We start from the raw sequence: 16952 nt of genomic DNA, 5'->3' as shown, positions 1-16952 counted from the left end.
GAGACAAACTCATTCGGATTTTTTTTAAGCTTTGAATGCTTAGTTTATTCCCATTGCGACTACTGCCTACAGTCTACTTCCTACTGTCTACTGCGGCGAAGCCGCTTACTCCCACTCGATGGTTCCGGGCGGCTTGTGCGTCACATCGTACCACAGGCTGCCAGCGCCTTCGGCTTCGAACTTGCGCCAGAGACCGGCGAGCAATCCCTGGTCGATTTCGGCGAAGTTTGCTGTCATGGCTTCGGTGGAGTTCACCGGGCGCATCACGATGCAGGGCTTGTTAGCCGTGCGGAGCGGAACGAGCACGACTGGCATCTGCCAGATTTTTTCGTACAGGTCGTTTGCCTGCAGGAATTCGGTGCAGATGTTGTCGAACTTGCGGAGCGTATCGAAGTTTTCGCGGGTGGCGTACTGTTCGACAAGCTTCGGATCTTCATCAGCAACGCTACCGATCTGGTAAATCACGCGGTTGATGGCCTTGAAGCGGTTGGCAAGTTCGGTAGAGAACTTTTCGCAATCCTTCCAGCTTAAGCCCGGAGTCGTGATGAGGAACGGCTGTGCGTAAGTACGGCCGTCGCCCTGGACGCCAACGCTCTTGATCGGGAGCATGCGGCCTGCAATGTTGTTTGCTTTGAGGTAGTCGGCGAGGGACTGGCCTGCGGTGTCCTTCACGTCTTCGAACTTCACCATATCGTTCGTGAGCTTGCCTTCGCTGCAAAGCAAGCGAACGCCGAGACCCGGACCCGGGAACGGGTGACGCCACACGAGGTTGTGCGGAATGCCGAGTTCTTCGCCGAGCGCACGGACTTCGTCCTTGTACAAGTCGGCGAGCGGTTCGAGCACGAGACCCTTTTCCATGAGGTCCAAAACTTCTTGCACGCGGTTGTGGTGCGTCTTGATCTTATCGGCGTTCTTGGTGCCGCCACTTTCAATGGTGTCGGGGTAGATGGTGCCCTGAGCCATCATCCATTCGTTCGGATCGAGGTTGAGCTTAGCCATTTCCTCGTCCTTGACCGTCAAGAATTCCTTACCGATGATGCCGCGCTTGGTTTCCGGTGCAGTCACACCCTTGAGTTTTGCAAGGAAGTGTTCGCTAGCGTCGCGAATCTTGAGGTTGTTCATTCCTTCCTTCGTGAGGAAGTCCATAATCTTCTGGGATTCGCCGAGGCGCATCATGCCGTTATCCACATGCAAGCCGAGAACCTTTTCCGGTCCGAGCACGCGGTTCAAGAGCACGAATGCAACGGTGGAGTCCACACCGCCAGACACGAGCAAGAACACCTTGCGGTCCTTGACCTGGTCCTTGATGCGCTGCGTGATGAGCGGCAAGTAGCTCTTCATGTTCCAAGTCTTCTTGGCACCCGTAAAGTCGACGAAATTTTCGAGAAGCTTCATACCGAACTTGCTGTGCGTGACTTCGGGGTGGAACTGGATGCCGAAAATCTGGCGTTCGGGCTTGTCGCTATCGAATGCAACGGCGGCGATTTCGCAGTCCTTGGTGCTGGCCACGATCTTGTAGCCTTCGGGGAGCTTGGTGACCTGGTCGCCGTGGCTCATCCACATCGGGGATGCCTTCGGGAGACCCTTCAAAAGCGGGCACTTTTCGTCGCCCACGATAAGGTCTGCAATGCCGTATTCCTTGACCTTGCCCGGTTCCACGTGACCGCCCAACTGTTGGGCGATGAGCTGGTGACCGTAGCAGATGCCGAGCTTCGGCACCGGGAGGTTCAAAATTTCAGGATTGTATTCCGGAGCGTCAGCCGCATAAACGCTAGACGGACCGCCACTGTAAATGATGCCCTTCACGCCTTCGAGTTCGCTGACAGGAGCGGCAGGGGAGTGAATTTCGGTAAACACGCCCAGACGGCGTACACGGTTGGCTATCAAGTGAGCGTACTGCCCACCAAAGTCCAAAACGGCAATAGTATCAACGTTTTTCATACATCGCAAAGATAGAAAAACCTTCAGAAATCTGAAGGTTTTATAATACTCACGTTAATGATTTGTTTAACAATTTATTTAACGATTCGCCTAGACTTCCACAGCGGCGTATTCTCCGTTGTCGTCTTTGTTTGCAGCGTCTTCGCTAGCCACACTAGACATCCTTCTGGCAAGCTCGATGAGCGTCTGCACACCAAAGCCGGTGGCACCGTATTCAGTGTACTTCCAAGCCTTGTTCACAAAAGCCGTGCCTGCGATATCCCAGTGCGTCCAGGCGGTGTCTTCGGGCACGAATTCCTGCAAGAAGAGGGCGGCGGCAATGGCGCCAGCATCGCTTCCTGTATTCTTGAGGTCGGCGAAATGATCCTTCAAGGCGTCGGCGTATTCTTCTTCGAGCGGCATGCTCCAGAACTTTTCGCAGCATGCTTCACCGCAGTTGATGACGTTCAAGGCGAGAGCGTCGTCATTGCTGAAGAATCCGGCAACAGCGTAACCAAGAGCGCGAACCATGGCTCCCGTAAGTGTGGCGAGATCAACAATGTGCGTTGCTCCGATAAGGCCTGCTTCGGCAAGACCGTCGCTGAGCACGAGGCGTCCTTCTGCATCGGTATTGTCGACCATGACCGTCTTGCCGTTCTTGGCGGTAAAGATGTCTCCCGGCAATACGGACTTGTTGCCAATCGCATTTTCGGCGAGGCAGCACACAGCGCTCACCTTAATCGGGAGTTCTAGTGTAGCAATTGCCTGGATGGCGGCAAGTACCGTTGCGGCACCGCTCATGTCGCTAATCATTTCAGGCATGGATTTAGGCGGCTTGAGGCAGAGACCGCCCGTGTCAAAGGTAAGGCCTTTGCCGACAAATACCAAGTGATCGGCGGAAGTGCGCGCATTTTTCGCAGCTTTCTTGGAGCTCTTGCTTCCGTCGTAACTGAGCGTAATCATGTACGGCTCGTGCGAGCTGCCCTTGCCGACAGTCACATGTCCCATGAAGCCTTCTTTTTCGAGCTGCTTCATGTTGCGCACCTTGATCGAAAGCCCCGGCGTGTACTTTGCAATAGTATTTGCATTTTCAACAAATTCAGCAGGTGTGAGGTCGCTAGAGCTTGTGTTGATCAAATTCTTGGCGAGCACAATTGCTTTGTTTTCAACAGCGACTTCTTCGGCAATCTTCTTGAATTCTGCGGTATGTTCGCCTGCGACAAGTTCGAACGTGACCTGGAAGGCCTCTTTCTGTTTGCTCTTGTAGGCATCGAACTTGTAGTCTGCATAGTGAAGCCCAAGCAAAATGCTCTTGAACTGTTCCGGTGCGGCGTCGGCAAGCATTATCGAAACAACAGGAATTTGGCGCTTGCAAGCTTTCTTGGCAAGGCGGAATGCAGCCATGCGCAAGTGGTCGAGGCTCGAAAGTCCGCGTTCCTTGGCGGCGTTCACGAAAAGGGTGGACTGACCATCAATTTCCAGAAGTTCCAAGTCTTCGAACGGTCCGTCTTCCATGCCGTTCAAAACAGATTCAACCTGTTTTTCGGCGTTTTCCGATAAGACATTGGAAAACTGGACGGACTTTTTAACAAAAAAGAGGGCACTTACATTAGCTTTGCCCGTAGCGGTTGATACAATATTCGTTTTCATATAGCGTAATCTAGCATTTTATAAATGAGGCGCTTGTTTTTTATATTGGTTTTTCGATTATAAAAATACTATAATATTACATGATTATCATTGGAGGATTATATGAATCTGAAATGTACTGGATTTTTAACCGCTATTGCCGTTTCTGCCGTGATGGCTCAAAACGAAACTCCTGCCGCTGAAGTTGCCGCTCCGGCTGCAACACCGGCTCCGGTAGAACAGGCAGCCCCTGCTCCAGCAGCTCCTATCGCTGAACAGGCTACACATACCGAAGACAAGTTCTCCCAAGTCGAAAAAGAACTGGCTCCGGAGAACCTATTCTCTGAACCGACTGCCGTCCGTGGCGAAGATGCCGCCAAGCCGGTAGTCAAAGAAACGACAAAAAAGTTTGTTTACCGCCCTGTCTATTCGCCTTCCGAAGTTGAAACAAGCGGAGCTCCCGTAAAGACAATCTACGTTACCGAAAAGCCTTCTCCAGAAACTATCGACACAGATGAACTTCGTGGGCTTATCCCGCTGAAGTTTACATTTGGTCTTCAGGGCTTTATTGGTAACGAATTCCTGTCGGGGGATAATGGTCGTTATGAATACGACAGCTATTCTGGCTTGACTTGGAATGTCGGTGCATTCGCCCTTATCCCGCTCGATGAATACAACATGGCAATCAAGACGGGTGTGATGTTTGAACACGATAAAGTGTCCAACAGTTTCGGTTATAACGTTGATGGAAAGTATGGTGAATACCGCGCCACGTTCAACCAGTATCGCATCTCTATCCCGCTCCTCCTCTCATTGAAGGGAGCGAGGTCCAATCTCCATTTCGACGTGGGTCTCCAGCCGTCCTTTGCCGTTTCGGATAACTTTAAGTTAAAGTCTTCTGAAAGAACAAGTAAGTTCGATATGATGGACAAAGATTATCGTTCTGCGATTGACTGGTCGATTGTCGTTGGCTTTGGCATCCGTGCTAATCGTTACATTGGTTTCGACGCCCGCTTCTGCTGGGGACTCAACAACCAGTATGACGACTTCCCGTCATCAGTTTGGGGCGGTGTCAACAACCTGTCCTCGAAGGCTGTTTCTGTTGGTGCAACATTCTACGCATTATAGTATAACATGATTCTTGCTATTGTGGCCATTGTCGTAGGCCTTGTTCTTCTGGTCTGGAGTGCAGACCGGTTTGTGGATGGGGCCGTCGGCGTGGCCCAATTTTTTGGCATGAGCACATTCCTAATCGGCATGATTATTGTCGGTTTTGGAACGTCTGCGCCAGAAATGGTCGTCTCAGTTTTGTCTGCAATGAACAATTCTCCACAGCTTGCGTTGGGGAACGCTTATGGTTCCAACATTGCAAACATAGCACTGATTCTTGGTACAACGGCTCTTATCGCTCCGGTTGTCGTCAAGAAGCAGGCTATGGTTCGAGATATTCCGATTCTTATGGCAATGACCGCTTTGACGGTTGTTTTGCTGATGGATGGGAATGTCTCTTTTGTTGATGGTGTTGTCTTGTTGCTCGCTTTTGTGGTGATTACGGCATTCAACATTTCAATGGAGCTTCACGAGAAACGTAAGCGCAAAAAGGCAAAACTTGCAGACAACGCCGATGAAAATTTGCCAGCCGAAAAAGTATCAATCGTCAAGTCTTTCGCATGGCTGCTTGTGGGGCTTGTGCTTTTGATTGTAAGCTCGAGAATGCTGGTCTGGGGCGCTGTCTACACGGCACAGGCACTTGGTGTGAGCGACTTGCTGATTGGGCTTACGATTGTCGCAATTGGAACGTCTCTTCCGGAACTTGCAAGCTCTATTGCAGCCGCTCGTCGCGGCGAAAATGATTTAGCCGTCGGAAACGTAATTGGTTCGAATATTTTTAACACGCTTGTCGTAGTCGGGCTTGCATCTGTTATTGCACCGATAAAAGCGGCAGATCCAGAAGTCATGAGTCGTGACGTGCCAATTATGATTGCTCTCACGCTTTTGCTTTTCTTTATCTGTATCCCTTTCAAGAAAAAGAATGGCAAGCGTGTGAGTGGTTTTGGACGAATTGGTGGAGCGCTCTTCTTGAGCCTTTACATCGCATATTTAGTACTGCTCGGAATCCAGGCGGTTTAAACGATTAATTCCCAAAGGTCCAGACGATGCCGTAAGCGAAACGGAGTCCTTCAGGCGTATAGCCGGATTCCGGGGCGTAAATGCTGTGATTGAAATTCTCGATGCGGTTGTAAAGTTCAAACGTGAGAATCTGCATACGCGCTTCGAAATCCATCGCTAAGTACTTGTTGAGCTGTACTAGCTTGGGCTTGCCATTCTCATCAATGGTGCAGTCATAGCGGTTGTTGAACCACTGGAAGTCCACGCGAACACTCACGCCGAGTCTATCTTTCACAAATCGATTTTGCCAATGGATACTGCCTTTGTAGTAAAGCGAAGGTGTATCGATAAGCTTTGTGCGAGTGATTTTTTCGCCACGTTCGAAGTAGAATTTCCAGTTTCCAAGACGGAAGCCGATTTGCATCAACCAGTCGAGCGTATGGGCATGATCGAGATTTTCGTAGCGGAAGGCGTTTTCCAGAGAATCGGTAACTTCGGTAATCGTCACATCGTTAATATCGTCGTATGAACTCGTTGAATCGATTCGCCCTGCAATAGCCCAGTGGGGCTTAATCAAGTTGTTGGCATGTTCATAGCGCAGACCAAGACCGTAAAAGACATCGCGTTTTTGCCACACGAGATTGGCGGTCGTACGGTCGCGCACTTCGTGCTTGAGGTCTTCGTTCGGGAATGCAATTCGTCCTGTTTCGATTAGCTTGATTTGATTCACGTCCGGGAACTTGTTGTCGTGGCGGTACGAGGCGCTTGCCATCAAATGATATGGAAGCAAGTACGTTCCATCAATTGAAAACGCGGGTGCAAATTTGACCTCGTTAAGGAGCGAACTGTTGCGCTGCATGCCTGCTTGCACACGGAAAAGAGCCTTCCCGAAAAGCGTATCGGAAACTTCGGCATAACCAATTTCGCGGTCTTGGTAATGCGTTTTCTTTTTCGTGTCGCTGCCCGATTCTTCGGTGTTTAAAAATTCATATTCAAAATGGAGCTTCGGGTTCAGGAAGGCGTTGTAGCGAACATCGAAGTTTCCGAGAATCGTTTCGTAATTGCGGACTTTGCTCGTGTCGTAATAACTGATGTTGATGCTGCGTAGCCCGTTTTCATTGTAAGTCGTGTCCGAACTTTTGATAATCCTGGAGAGCTTACGCAATTCTATTTCGTGATTGCCGTAATGGATTTCTGTGCCAAGCGTCAAATCCTTGATGGGGTAGAATTCAACGCCTCCGCCATACGTGCGAGATTCGATGATAATCCTGTACGGGTCTGTCTGAAAATTGCGAGCTGTCGGGTCAAGTGTATCGAGCAAAACTTCGTGCGTTGTATTGTCGGCATTGTCGAGACTTAAATAGTTTATCTTCACAAAAGCCTTGCCGTAGCCAAATCGCCAAGTGACAATGGGCTGGAGGTGCATGCTGTTCATGGCGATGTTACGGCCGCCAAACGGAATTTGCGTAGAGTCACGACCCAATGCAAAATACGGCGAATGCGTCACAGGCTGGTATTCATACGGCTTTGAGAGCATGTCGGAATGGCTTGCCACACCGAGATCGAGCGTCACCGAGTCTGTAATGAGGCGGCGAAATTCCAGTCGCAAAGCGTTGCCTTCAAATGCACCGCGTTCCCAGTTCACATCTGTAATCGGCGTATCGACCGGGATTCCATGACGCTCTTCAAAGAGAATGCCGTTTTCGCCATTGAGGGCGAGCGTCGAACCGTCATAGCTTAAACGAGTCGTGTAAATGCCCGCAAGCTTGCTCGGGTAGCGTTTGCTTAAGCTACCAATGCCAAGAGCTTTGGCAGGGAGTTCCGGACTACCGAGGATGGACGTGCCGAGCACCCATTCTGATTTTTGCCCAGAAAGGTCGTACGTGCGCTGCATGACTTCGCGCAGCGGAATGACCCAACGACCAGCATCTGTTTCTCGAGGTGCTGGGTCGGGGGAGTTCGGCGTTTCAAAAACAGAGTCCTGCGGAGCGGGGCGCTTGCTCTGCTTGGCGTGGATGACATCAGCAAAAACGCTTGATACAAGCGTCGACAATACAGCAATTAGAAGAATTCCACGATTCATTAGAACCATTCTGCACGAGACTTTTCGCGTCTTTCTCGAAGTGCCTGGACAACTGTGTAGGGCATTTTCATGCAACCTGGGGGGTAAGTCCCGTTTTCGGTGTGGAAGTCGGAACCGCCTGTGCCCACAAGACCAAACCGTTGAGCCATTTCCTTGTACTTGCGTCCAACAGCACCTTTTTGCGCAGGGCTGTAGACTTCCATGCCCTGGATACCCCATTCCACCATGTTCTCGATGAACTTGTCGCTGAGCCCGGATTTGTATGGGTGGGCAAGTACGGCAATGCCACCAGCGTTTTCAATCAGTCGAATTGTTTCTTGTGGGTTGAGACCTTTCTTTTCGACGAAAGCGATACAACCGTCACCGAGGTATTTCGTGAACGCTTCGGAGAAGTTCGAAATGTATTCTTCATCGACGAGCGACATCGCGATGTGTGGGCGTCCGATGATTTTCCCCTTGCAGTACGAATGCACTTTTTCGAATGTGATGCCTATGCCGAGCGCATTCAACTTCTTGATAATCGCTTTCACGCGGGCGATGCGCTGCTTGGCAAAATCTTCGAGTTCCATGTTCAAGGCGAGGTTCGTCGGGTCGCAGAAGTAACCCAGAATGTGGATGTCCTTGCCCTGCCACACGGCAGAAATTTCAATTCCAGGGATGATTTCGAGACCGATTTCCTTGGCGGGTTCTTCGGCGAGCTTGTAGCTGTCGAGATTGTCGTGATCCGTGATGGAAATGCAACGAAGACCTTTGCGCTTGCAGAGCATGAGCAATTCATCAACGGAAAGTGTACCGTCAGAGAGCTTGGTATGCATGTGCAAGTCTGCATAGCCGCCATTTTCGGTGATGATTGTCGAAAACATCTTTTGCATGGCTAGCCTTTTTTACCCTTTGTAAAATAGCGTGCCATCATCCTAGCGGGCGAAATCGTCTTGAGCGGGTGGAGACTTAAGTTTAAGAACGGGTACTCCTTGGCGCAATCAAAACCGACTCGACACACGGCACCACTAACGAGGGCGAGGTATAAAAATTGTGGTTTGTACGGACCTGGATAAACACAGGCTGTTGGGGCAAAAGTTTTTACTTGATATTCAAGCTTATCGAAAAGGGTCTCTCCATAGCGGCAGCCTTTATCGGTGTAGTAAGAAACTTGAGCCTTTGTCTTTGAAAAGAGAATTTCTAGATCGCCGTGGGCAACAAACAAGATTTTTTTGAGATTTTCGTCGGGGATTTCGCTTAGGATGACTTTAGCGACTTCCTTTTCCTCGGGCATGAAGAACACGACTTTTTCGCCGTTCTGCAAGCATTCGGGGAACGAAAATGTCATGGAGTTCTTTATGTCTCCTGCTTTTTTGGCAAACCAACGATATAATAATGGCTTGCAAAGAAAGCGCATTGCAAAATAATTTTTGCCGTCGGCAAAGTACCGTGAAGAAAACAAAAGGTCTCCTAATTCTAAATTCGATAAAAATATATTAAATTTGCGCCATGCCTAAACAGAAGTTCTATGCCGTAAAAAGCGAAAATGAAAAGAAAATTGTAACCACGTGGGACGAGTGCCAAAAACTCACGCATGGGGTTAAAGGTGTTTTGTTCAAATCCTTCGGTTCCCGCGATGAAGCGCAAGCTTGGCTCGACGGAATGGAGGCTCCTGCGCCCGATGGGATCCGTGTATTTGTCGATGGTTCGTTTTCGCCTGGATTTGGCCCTGCCGGCTGGGCGTTTGTTGTAACTGAAGACGACAATGAACTTGCCCGTGGTTCGGGAATTACGGCATTCGATGCTGAAAGTAGGAATATCGATGGGGAAGTGATGGCTTCGTTCCAGGCGATGAGATGGCTAGATGCGCACGATATGAAGGGCGTTATTTGCCACGACTACGAAGGCATTGCGCGCTGGGCTAAGGGTGAATGGCAAGCCAAGAGCAATATCGCCAAGATGTATGTGGCGGCTGCAAAACCTTATCTGCACCGTGTGCAGTTCGAAAAGGTCGCCGCCCATACTGGCGTCAAGTGGAACGAACTTGTAGATAAACTAGCAAAAGAAGCAATCGCAAAAGCGAGAAAGAAATAACTACTCGCTTTCGTGCTTGCTCATGCAGTGGAGGCTGCCGCCTTCTTCAATCACAGTGCGGCAATCAATACCAATTACCTTGCGATCCGGGTACACGCTCTCGAAATACTTCTTTGCCTTCGCATCGTTCGGGCACTTGTATTTCGGGAAGATGAGTCCACCGTTCACGTAGATGTAGTTCATGTACGATGCTGGGAGAATTTGTCCGTCATCTAGCACGCGCTGCGGCGGGAGCGGGAGCGTATCGACCTTGGCGGTTTCGTAATGTTCCTTAAGCCAGCTTTCGATGAACTGCTGGGCTTCGGTCAAAATCGCGTAGTTGGGGGAGCGCTTGTTGTCCGTCATGCACATGACGACTCTGTCTTTAGCGACAAAGCGTGCAACGTTATCGATGTGGCCGTCCGTGTGGTCGCCGTGTAATCCGTGCGGGAGTACGAGCATTTCCTTGAGGCCAAAAGCCTTGCAAAGAGCTTTGACGACTTTCTTCAAGTCTTTTTCATCGTTGCGGTTCTTGCCGACGAGGCAATCTTCGGTCGTAATGCCGAGACCATCTCCGTTGACTTCGATAGCGCCGCCTTCGAAGATGAACGGGACGCTTTCGTTGAGCGGGAGCCCCTGCTTTTCGGCAATCTTCTGCGGGATGGCGTTATCGAGTCCCCATGGCGGGAACTTGGCGCCCCAGGCGTTAAACTGCGTTTCGGTAACGACCTTCTTGTCGCCTTTTTTCATAAAGAACGGACCGTAGTCGCGAATCCAGATGTCGTTTGTCTTGATGACGATAAAGTTCACCGGGAACGGGCGATTGGCGAGAGATGCCTTTTCTTCGTCGGTCAAAAAGTTTTTGGCGGGGAGCAACAGATTCACCGGCTGGAATTCCGTGATATTACGGATAAGTTCTACATAGAACTTGCGGATGTTGATGCCGCGTTCACCATACCAGTTCGTCTTGTTGTGCGGGAATGCAAGCCACGTGGCACTCTGCTTTTCCCATTCCGCCGGATAACGAATTGAATTTTTCGTCATGGAAAAAATCCTTTATATTAAATCTTTGGTCAATAGTCATTAGTCAATGGTCCTTAGTCTTATAATTGCAGCTTTGCTGCCTTTTTTACTAATAGCTAATGACTAACGGCTAACAACTAATCAGCCCAAATCTTCAAAATGTCCTTGTACAAGTCCACGCGTCTGTCGCGGAAATGCGGCCACCAACGGCGATTTTCTTCGGTTTCGGCAAGGTCGAGCTCGACATAGCTTGCACCCAAGAATTCCGGATCGCACTTTTGCAAGATGTATCCGTCCGGTGCAGCGACAAAGCTTGTGCCCCAGAACGTGAGGTGTCCTTCGACGCCCGAGCGGTTAGCAGCAATCACGAATGTGCGGTTTGCAATCGCATGTCCGCGCATGACTGTCATCCAGCTATCTTGCTGTCGCGGGTAAATTTCCTTGGGTTCAGAATCCATCCAGCCAATTGCGGTCGGGTAGATGAGCACGTCGGCACCCTTGAGACTCATGATACGGGCGGCTTCAGGGAACCACTGGTCCCAGCAAATAAGCACGCCAAGCGTACCTGCGCTCGTCTTGATCGGTTCGAAACCGGTGTCACCCGGAATAAAGTAATACTTTTCGTAGAAGGCGGGGTCATCGGGAATGTGGCTCTTGCGGTAAAGCCCAGCGATGCTTCCGTCACGTTCAAACACGAATGCCGAGTTGTGGTAGATGCCACGAGCGCGCTTTTCAAAGAACGGGAACACGACAACGGCGTTCAGTTCCTTTGCAATTTCTTGCCATTCGGCGACAATCGGGTGATCCTTTTCAATCGCTAAATCGAAAAAGTCTGCGTTTTCTTCGAACGGGAAGTACGGAGTGTGGAAAAGTTCGGGGAGGACGAGCAAATCGATGTCTTTGCCCTTGAGCTTGAGCGCTTCGTCCTTGTACCACTTGTTATTGGAATCGAAATCCCCGGTCCATTTGCCTTGCAACGTATATACTTTAATCTTGTTCATGTGCAATAATTTAGCAAAAACGAGTCATAACTTCAATTTTTTGTAAGAACATTGTTTTGTTTGCGTAAAATCACGATTATGATACGCGTGTGAGTTGTAAGTTTTCTATATTAACCCTTGAATTTTAAAAACCTTGATATTTTTAATAAAAGGATAAATAATGTCTCTTAAACTCATTTCTCGTGGTGTTGCTGCCGTGCTCGTTACTGCCGGTATTGCTTCTGCTCAGTTGATGAATACGAAAAGCATCGATGTCATCCGTGTCGAAAAGACCGGTATTTCTGCTGGTAAAATCGATAGCCTTGCAACCATGCTCGGTCAGCAGCAGGCTCCGGGCCAGAAGTTGACTGAAGAAATGATGACTCAACTTCGCTATGCCGTTGTTGACAATCTCGTGGGTCAGGAACTCATCAAGCTCGAAGCCAAGAAGATGGGCATCAAGGTTTCCGCATCCAAGGTGGACAGCTTGACCGCACTCTTCAAGAAGCAGTTCCCGAGCGAAGAAGCTTTCCAGAAGGAACTCAAGAAGTCTAACACGACGATGGCTCAGTTCAAGTCCAAGATTGAAGACCAGCTCAAGAGCGAACAGATTCTCGAAAAGAAGGTTCCGTATCCGGAAGCTCCGACCGAAAAGCAGCTCCAGGCTTTCTGGGAACTCAACAAGACTAAGGTCGCTATCAACGATACGATTAGCGGTGCCCGCATCTTTATCTCTACCAAGGGTAAGAGCGCTCAGGAAATCAACGACGCTAAGGATATGTTGAAGGGTCTTGCAGCCCAGGTTCGCTCCAAGAAGGCTACGTTTGCTCAGCTTGCTGCCATGTACAGCGACGACAAGGATGCTAAGAAGACTGGCGGTATCATGAACAAGTTCCTCGCCAAGTCCAAGAGTGCCGCTTTCGCCAAGGCTGTTGGCAAGATCAAGGTCGGTGAAATTTCCGAAGTCATTACGGAAAATGACGGTGTGTCTATCTTCATGCTTACTGAAAAGAACGACGGCAAGTTTGAAAGCTACAAGCACCAGATCGATTACATCTTGCGTGTGCAGGCTGAACAGGAACGCCAGGCTAAGCTCAAGGCTTACCTCGACGACCTCGGCAAGACCTACAAGGTCCAGTACCTCGACAAGAAGTACGAACCGCCTCAGGCAATCGGCTCTGCTAAGTAATAGCACGAACTGTTTGTACGTGTCATTCTGAGCGAAGCGTAGCGAAGTCGAAGAATCCAGAGATCCTTTTGGGTCCTTCGATTTTGAATCTACGGTTCTGCACTCAGGATGGCACTTCTTTTTTTAACTAGCTGATATTAGAGGTTTGATATGGCATTCAACACTACACATACCGGGCTTATCGAGTTGCGCAGCCGCATCGATAAACTCTGGGGGTATCTTTGACTTAGAGGCAAAGACCGAAGAACTCTACGTCCTTGAAAAGGATTCCGGCGACCCGAACCTGTGGAACGATCAGGAAAAGGCGCAGGCAATGATGAAAAAGATTGGGAACCTCAAGGGTCTCATTGATTCCTGGAAAGAAGTTTCTCAGACATGCGACGACCTTGCCGAGCTTTATGAAATGAGCAAGGACGAAGAATCTGCCGACCTTACGGCGACGCTTGAATCCGACATTGCAGACCTAAAGTCTAGAGTCGAAGCTATGGAATTCAAGAAGATGCTGAACGGTCCGGACGATGCCTGTGCATGCCTCATGTCCATCCATCCGGGTGCAGGTGGTACAGAGTCCCAGGACTGGGCGCTCATGCTTTTCCGCATGTACACGCATTTCTTTGAACGCGAAAAGATGGATTTCAAGGTTGTGGACTTCCAGGAAGCAGAAGATGCGGGTCTCAAGAGTGCTACGATTGAAATCACTTGCGAAAACGCTTACGGCTTGCTCCGTTCGGAAATCGGCGTTCATCGCTTGGTGCGCATCAGCCCGTTTGATGCCAATGCCCGCCGTCATACGAGCTTTACTGCCGTTTATCTGTACCCCGAACACGAAGATGTGGAATTCGATCTCGACATGTCCGAAGTGCGCGTGGACACGTACCGCAGTAGTGGTGCTGGTGGTCAGTACATCAACAAGACGGATTCCGCAGTGCGCATGACCCACTTGCCGACAGGTATCATGGCGAGCTGCCAGACGGAACGTTCCCAGATCCAAAACCGTGAAACCTGCTACAAGATGCTCAAGACCATGGTCGCAGAACACTACCGCTTGGAAGAAGAAGCGAAGCGCGATGCCCGCATGGCCGAGAAAAAGAAGGTCGAATGGGGTAGCCAGATCCGCAGCTACGTGTTGCAGCCGTACCAGCTCGTGAAGGACCTCCGCACAGGCGTTGAAACGTCTGACACGGCAGGCGTGCTCGATGGAAAGATCAAGCCGTTCATCGACGCTTATCTGCTGAGCACAAGCGAAGCGAATAAGCAGTAACGCGCCTTGCTTTCGTGATTCGTCATCCTGAGCGAAGCGAAGACAACTCAGAAGGCGAGTGTTGCAAAAAAGAGCGTGCTCTTTTTTATAACCGAGCCAAGGAGTTGGGGCTTTAGCCCCATCCAGTTAAATTAATAAATGTGGCGGGCTTTGCCCGCCATTTTTTGCATGCCTGTCATGCCCGCCACCGAGCGGGCATCTACATCTCGAAAAAAAAGAGAAGCTCTGTTGAGCTTCTCTTTTTTGCTTTATGCAATCAAAGATTACATTGCACCGCGTTCGAGCTTGATCGTGAAGTTCGTGATATCGCAAACTTCGCTCGGACCCCAGTACTGGATCGGACCCGGGTAGGTGTAAGATTCAGTCTTTGCCCATTCGTCGCGGCGAGCGGCGAAGTACTTGAACGGAGCGCTCATCGGGCCTTCGAGTTCAACGAGAGCCTTACGGATAACCGGCTTGTCGGCACCGTGACGGCGTTCGATGTTCATCATCATGGTGATCGGAAGGCCGCCAGCGACCCAGTTTTCGATACCCTTGGTGACGTTGCGGACTGAGCTCATGTAGCCGTTCATGCCATTGAGGGCGAGAACAGAGGCAGCAAAGCCGAGGCTGTAGCAGTAGTCTGCGTCGAAGTTGGACGGAGCTGCGCAACGGCCTTCGTAACCGAAGAAGTGGTTGAGAGCAGAGAACTTGCCCTTGAAGTCACCACGGTTCTTGAGTTCCTTCTTGACCATTTCGATGATGAGCTTTTCAGTTTCGATGAGAGAAACCTGAACGTTGCCATGGCTGTCGCGTTCGAGCATGAGCTGAGCCTGGATGCCAGCCGGGAGGCTCTTGAGGACTTCAGCGGATTCAGCGCTGACCCATGCGCAGAGCTTTTCGACCTTAGCAGCCGTGTCGAGACCTTCGACTTCAGCTTCGTGGTGGGCGAGGGCTTCAGAAAGTTCAGAGATAAGGACGCCAACGTCCGGGATGAATTCGAGGAGGCCTTCCGGAATGAGGGCGACACCGAAGTTCTTGCCCTGAGCTGCACGAGCATAGACAACGTCAGCAACCTGCTTGATCACGTCCTTGAGCTTCATCTGCTTAGCCTTGACTTCTTCAGAGATAAGGCAGATGTTCGGGTGGGTCTGGAGAGCGGCTTCGAGAGCGATATGGGAAGCAGAGCGGCCCATGAGCTTGATGAAGTGCCAGTACTTCTGAGCGGAGTTAGCATCGCGCATGATGTTGCCGATGAGTTCAGAGTAGGTCTTCACAGCGGTGTCGAAACCGAAAGAGGTTTCGATGTATTCGTTCTTCAAGTCACCGTCGATGGTCTTCGGGCAACCGCAAACGCAGGTCTTGACGCCCTTGGACTGGAAGTATTCACCGAGAACAGCTGCGTTCGTGTTGGAGTCGTCACCACCGATGATAACGATAGCGTCGAGGTCGAGCTTGTTAGCAACAGCGATGCACTTGTTGAACTGTTCTTCAGTTTCGAGCTTGGTACGACCAGACTGGATCATGTCGAAGCCACCGGCGTTGCGGTAGGCGTCCATCTTGGCGTCGTCAATTTCAATGTACTTGCCGTTTTCGAGACCGCTCGGACCGCCGAGGAAACCGAAAAGGACGGAATCCTTGGAAACGGACTTGATGCCGTCGTAGATACCAGCGATAACGTTATGTCCACCCGGAGCCTGGCCACCAGAGAGAACCACGCCCATGCGGAGAGCCTTGCCAGCCTTGGCTTCGGCAGCTTCGAACTGAACAACCGGAAGACCGTAGGTGTTCGGGAAGAGTTCCTTGATCTTTGCCTGGTCGCTAACGGATTCCGTAGCTGCACCCTTGTTAATCTTCACGCTCAGGGCACCATTCTTGAGGGAGACCGGGAGCTTCGGCTGATAGGCCTGACGGGCCTTGGTCAGTACAGAGAGATTTTCGGACATTGTTTATTCCTTTTGTTAATCCCGCAAAAAGGCGGGTTTTTGGTTAAAATCCGGCGTAAATATAGTAATTATTCTTTTCAAGAACCAAAAAGTACGTCATGCGGGCGGGGCCCCAGCTCGGAAAAACTTAAACCCATCCTGGCGCAAGCGCCAACCTTACGGCTCGACCATGACCATACAAGTATGGTCGCGGCACTCGCCTTTTAATTTATTTACGAAATGTGATAAAAATCAAATTTTTGTATGATTTTTTTAACTTTTTATTCCAAATTAGAGTAAATTTTACTATATATGCGGCGCGTAAGAAAAAAGTAATGAATGTCATCCGGCAAACATTGCTTGATTCTCAAAAAAGAAGGTGGATGTATGAATGTTTTGATCTGGGGATCCGATACGATTCTGGGTCATGGGCTCCTGTCCATGCTCAAGGACATTAAGGATGGTGTGTTCAACGCTATCGGTAATATCGAAATTGGGGAAATCTTTGCCTGTGACGCAGACTCCGACAAGGATGTTATCGATGAAGCATGTGCCAACGCCGACTTCGTGTTCAATTTGTCCTATGGATTTAAATCCGACAAGCTCATCGAAGGCTTGAACATTCATAACAATACTTGCCCGGTGCTGTTAGGCCATTCCGTTGGCGACAAGAGCCTCTTCCGCGAATATGCCCAAAGCAACAACGTGCCGATTCTTGAGTGGGCCCCGAATTACGACATGGAACTTTTGAGTATCGAAGCTCAAGTCTATGACATGCTCGGTGCACTGCAATGCGCATAAA

Annotated in this window: 14 protein-coding genes; 6 read left to right on the top strand and 8 right to left on the bottom strand. The window is 50.1% G+C overall.

Annotation, left to right across the window (positions count from 1 at the left end; translation table 11 throughout):
- Positions 1 to 105: 105 nt before the first annotated feature.
- Both guaA and B9Y77_RS02990 read right to left on the bottom strand, forming a co-directional pair.
- Positions 106 to 1941 carry a glutamine-hydrolyzing GMP synthase gene (gene guaA / locus B9Y77_RS02995; RefSeq protein ID WP_085490415.1) on the bottom strand — a complete coding sequence of 612 codons (1836 nt, stop codon included), beginning with the start codon at positions 1939 to 1941 and terminating at the stop codon, positions 106 to 108.
- Between the two features lie 90 nt (positions 1942 to 2031).
- On the bottom strand, positions 2032 to 3570 hold the full coding sequence (locus B9Y77_RS02990; protein WP_085490414.1) for a leucyl aminopeptidase family protein: 1539 nt from the start codon (positions 3568 to 3570) through the stop codon (positions 2032 to 2034).
- 102 nt (positions 3571 to 3672) lie between these two features.
- On the opposite strand from B9Y77_RS02990, the gene B9Y77_RS02985 reads away from it, so the two are divergent.
- Both B9Y77_RS02985 and B9Y77_RS02980 read left to right on the top strand, forming a co-directional pair.
- The gene (locus tag B9Y77_RS02985; RefSeq protein WP_085490413.1) at positions 3673 to 4677 is read left to right on the top strand and encodes a porin family protein; all 1005 of its coding nucleotides are present in this window, start codon (positions 3673 to 3675) and stop codon (positions 4675 to 4677) included.
- A gap of 6 nt (positions 4678 to 4683) precedes the next feature.
- Positions 4684 to 5679 (top strand): calcium/sodium antiporter, encoded by a 996-nt coding sequence (locus tag B9Y77_RS02980; protein ID WP_085490412.1) that lies wholly within the window; start codon positions 4684 to 4686, stop codon positions 5677 to 5679.
- A gap of 4 nt (positions 5680 to 5683) precedes the next feature.
- Here B9Y77_RS02980 and B9Y77_RS02975 read toward each other — a convergent pair whose 3' ends face one another.
- The 3 genes from B9Y77_RS02975 to B9Y77_RS02965 are packed head-to-tail and all read right to left on the bottom strand — an operon-like array spanning position 5684 to position 9068.
- The gene (locus B9Y77_RS02975) at positions 5684 to 7741 is read right to left on the bottom strand and encodes a TonB-dependent receptor (protein WP_254899898.1); all 2058 of its coding nucleotides are present in this window, start codon (positions 7739 to 7741) and stop codon (positions 5684 to 5686) included.
- Positions 7741 to 8613, bottom strand: a complete 873-nt coding sequence (locus B9Y77_RS02970; protein WP_014545083.1) for a PHP domain-containing protein — start codon at positions 8611 to 8613, stop codon at positions 7741 to 7743. The genes B9Y77_RS02975 and B9Y77_RS02970 overlap by 1 nt, the downstream gene beginning before the upstream one ends.
- A 2-nt stretch (positions 8614 to 8615) precedes the next feature.
- The gene (locus tag B9Y77_RS02965; RefSeq protein WP_254899897.1) at positions 8616 to 9068 is read right to left on the bottom strand and encodes a hypothetical protein; all 453 of its coding nucleotides are present in this window, start codon (positions 9066 to 9068) and stop codon (positions 8616 to 8618) included.
- Between the two features lie 161 nt (positions 9069 to 9229).
- On the opposite strand from B9Y77_RS02965, the gene B9Y77_RS02960 reads away from it, so the two are divergent.
- Entirely contained in the window at positions 9230 to 9814 is a 585-nt protein-coding gene (locus B9Y77_RS02960) for a ribonuclease H1 domain-containing protein (protein WP_085490410.1), read from the top strand.
- On the opposite strand, the gene B9Y77_RS02955 is transcribed toward B9Y77_RS02960, so the two are convergent.
- Together B9Y77_RS02955 and B9Y77_RS02950 are read right to left on the bottom strand one after the other, a co-directional pair.
- Positions 9815 to 10837, bottom strand: coding sequence for an agmatine deiminase family protein (locus B9Y77_RS02955; RefSeq protein WP_085490409.1), 1023 nt, complete (start codon positions 10835 to 10837; stop codon positions 9815 to 9817).
- Between the two features lie 116 nt (positions 10838 to 10953).
- Positions 10954 to 11817, bottom strand: a complete 864-nt coding sequence (locus tag B9Y77_RS02950) for a carbon-nitrogen hydrolase (protein WP_015732470.1) — start codon at positions 11815 to 11817, stop codon at positions 10954 to 10956.
- 160 nt (positions 11818 to 11977) lie between these two features.
- Here B9Y77_RS02950 and B9Y77_RS02945 point away from each other — a divergent pair, with 160 nt between their 5' ends.
- Positions 11978 to 12985 (top strand): peptidylprolyl isomerase, encoded by a 1008-nt coding sequence (locus tag B9Y77_RS02945; RefSeq protein WP_085490408.1) that lies wholly within the window; start codon positions 11978 to 11980, stop codon positions 12983 to 12985.
- A 150-nt stretch (positions 12986 to 13135) separates the two neighbouring features.
- Positions 13136 to 14246, top strand: a protein-coding gene (prfB, locus tag B9Y77_RS02940; protein WP_139829247.1) for a peptide chain release factor 2 whose coding sequence is annotated in 2 segments (ribosomal slippage) — positions 13136 to 13207 and positions 13209 to 14246 — 1110 coding nt in all. Because the reading frame shifts where the segments join, the coding sequence is not laid out codon by codon here.
- A 263-nt stretch (positions 14247 to 14509) separates the two neighbouring features.
- Here the strand turns inward: prfB and B9Y77_RS02935 are convergent.
- Complete coding sequence (locus tag B9Y77_RS02935; RefSeq protein ID WP_085490407.1) at positions 14510 to 16171, bottom strand: diphosphate--fructose-6-phosphate 1-phosphotransferase; 1662 nt, start codon at positions 16169 to 16171, stop codon at positions 14510 to 14512.
- A 366-nt stretch (positions 16172 to 16537) separates the two neighbouring features.
- Here B9Y77_RS02935 and B9Y77_RS02930 point away from each other — a divergent pair, with 366 nt between their 5' ends.
- Positions 16538 to 16951 (top strand): Rossmann-fold NAD(P)-binding domain-containing protein, encoded by a 414-nt coding sequence (locus B9Y77_RS02930; RefSeq protein WP_085491424.1) that lies wholly within the window; start codon positions 16538 to 16540, stop codon positions 16949 to 16951.
- Position 16952: the final 1 nt, after the last annotated feature.

Source organism: Fibrobacter sp. UWB13 (assembly GCF_900177805.1).
Taxonomy (GTDB): Bacteria; Fibrobacterota; Fibrobacteria; order Fibrobacterales; family Fibrobacteraceae; genus Fibrobacter.
The sequence above is the reverse complement of the archived record's forward strand: the minus strand, read 5'-3'. Positions and strand labels throughout refer to the sequence as shown.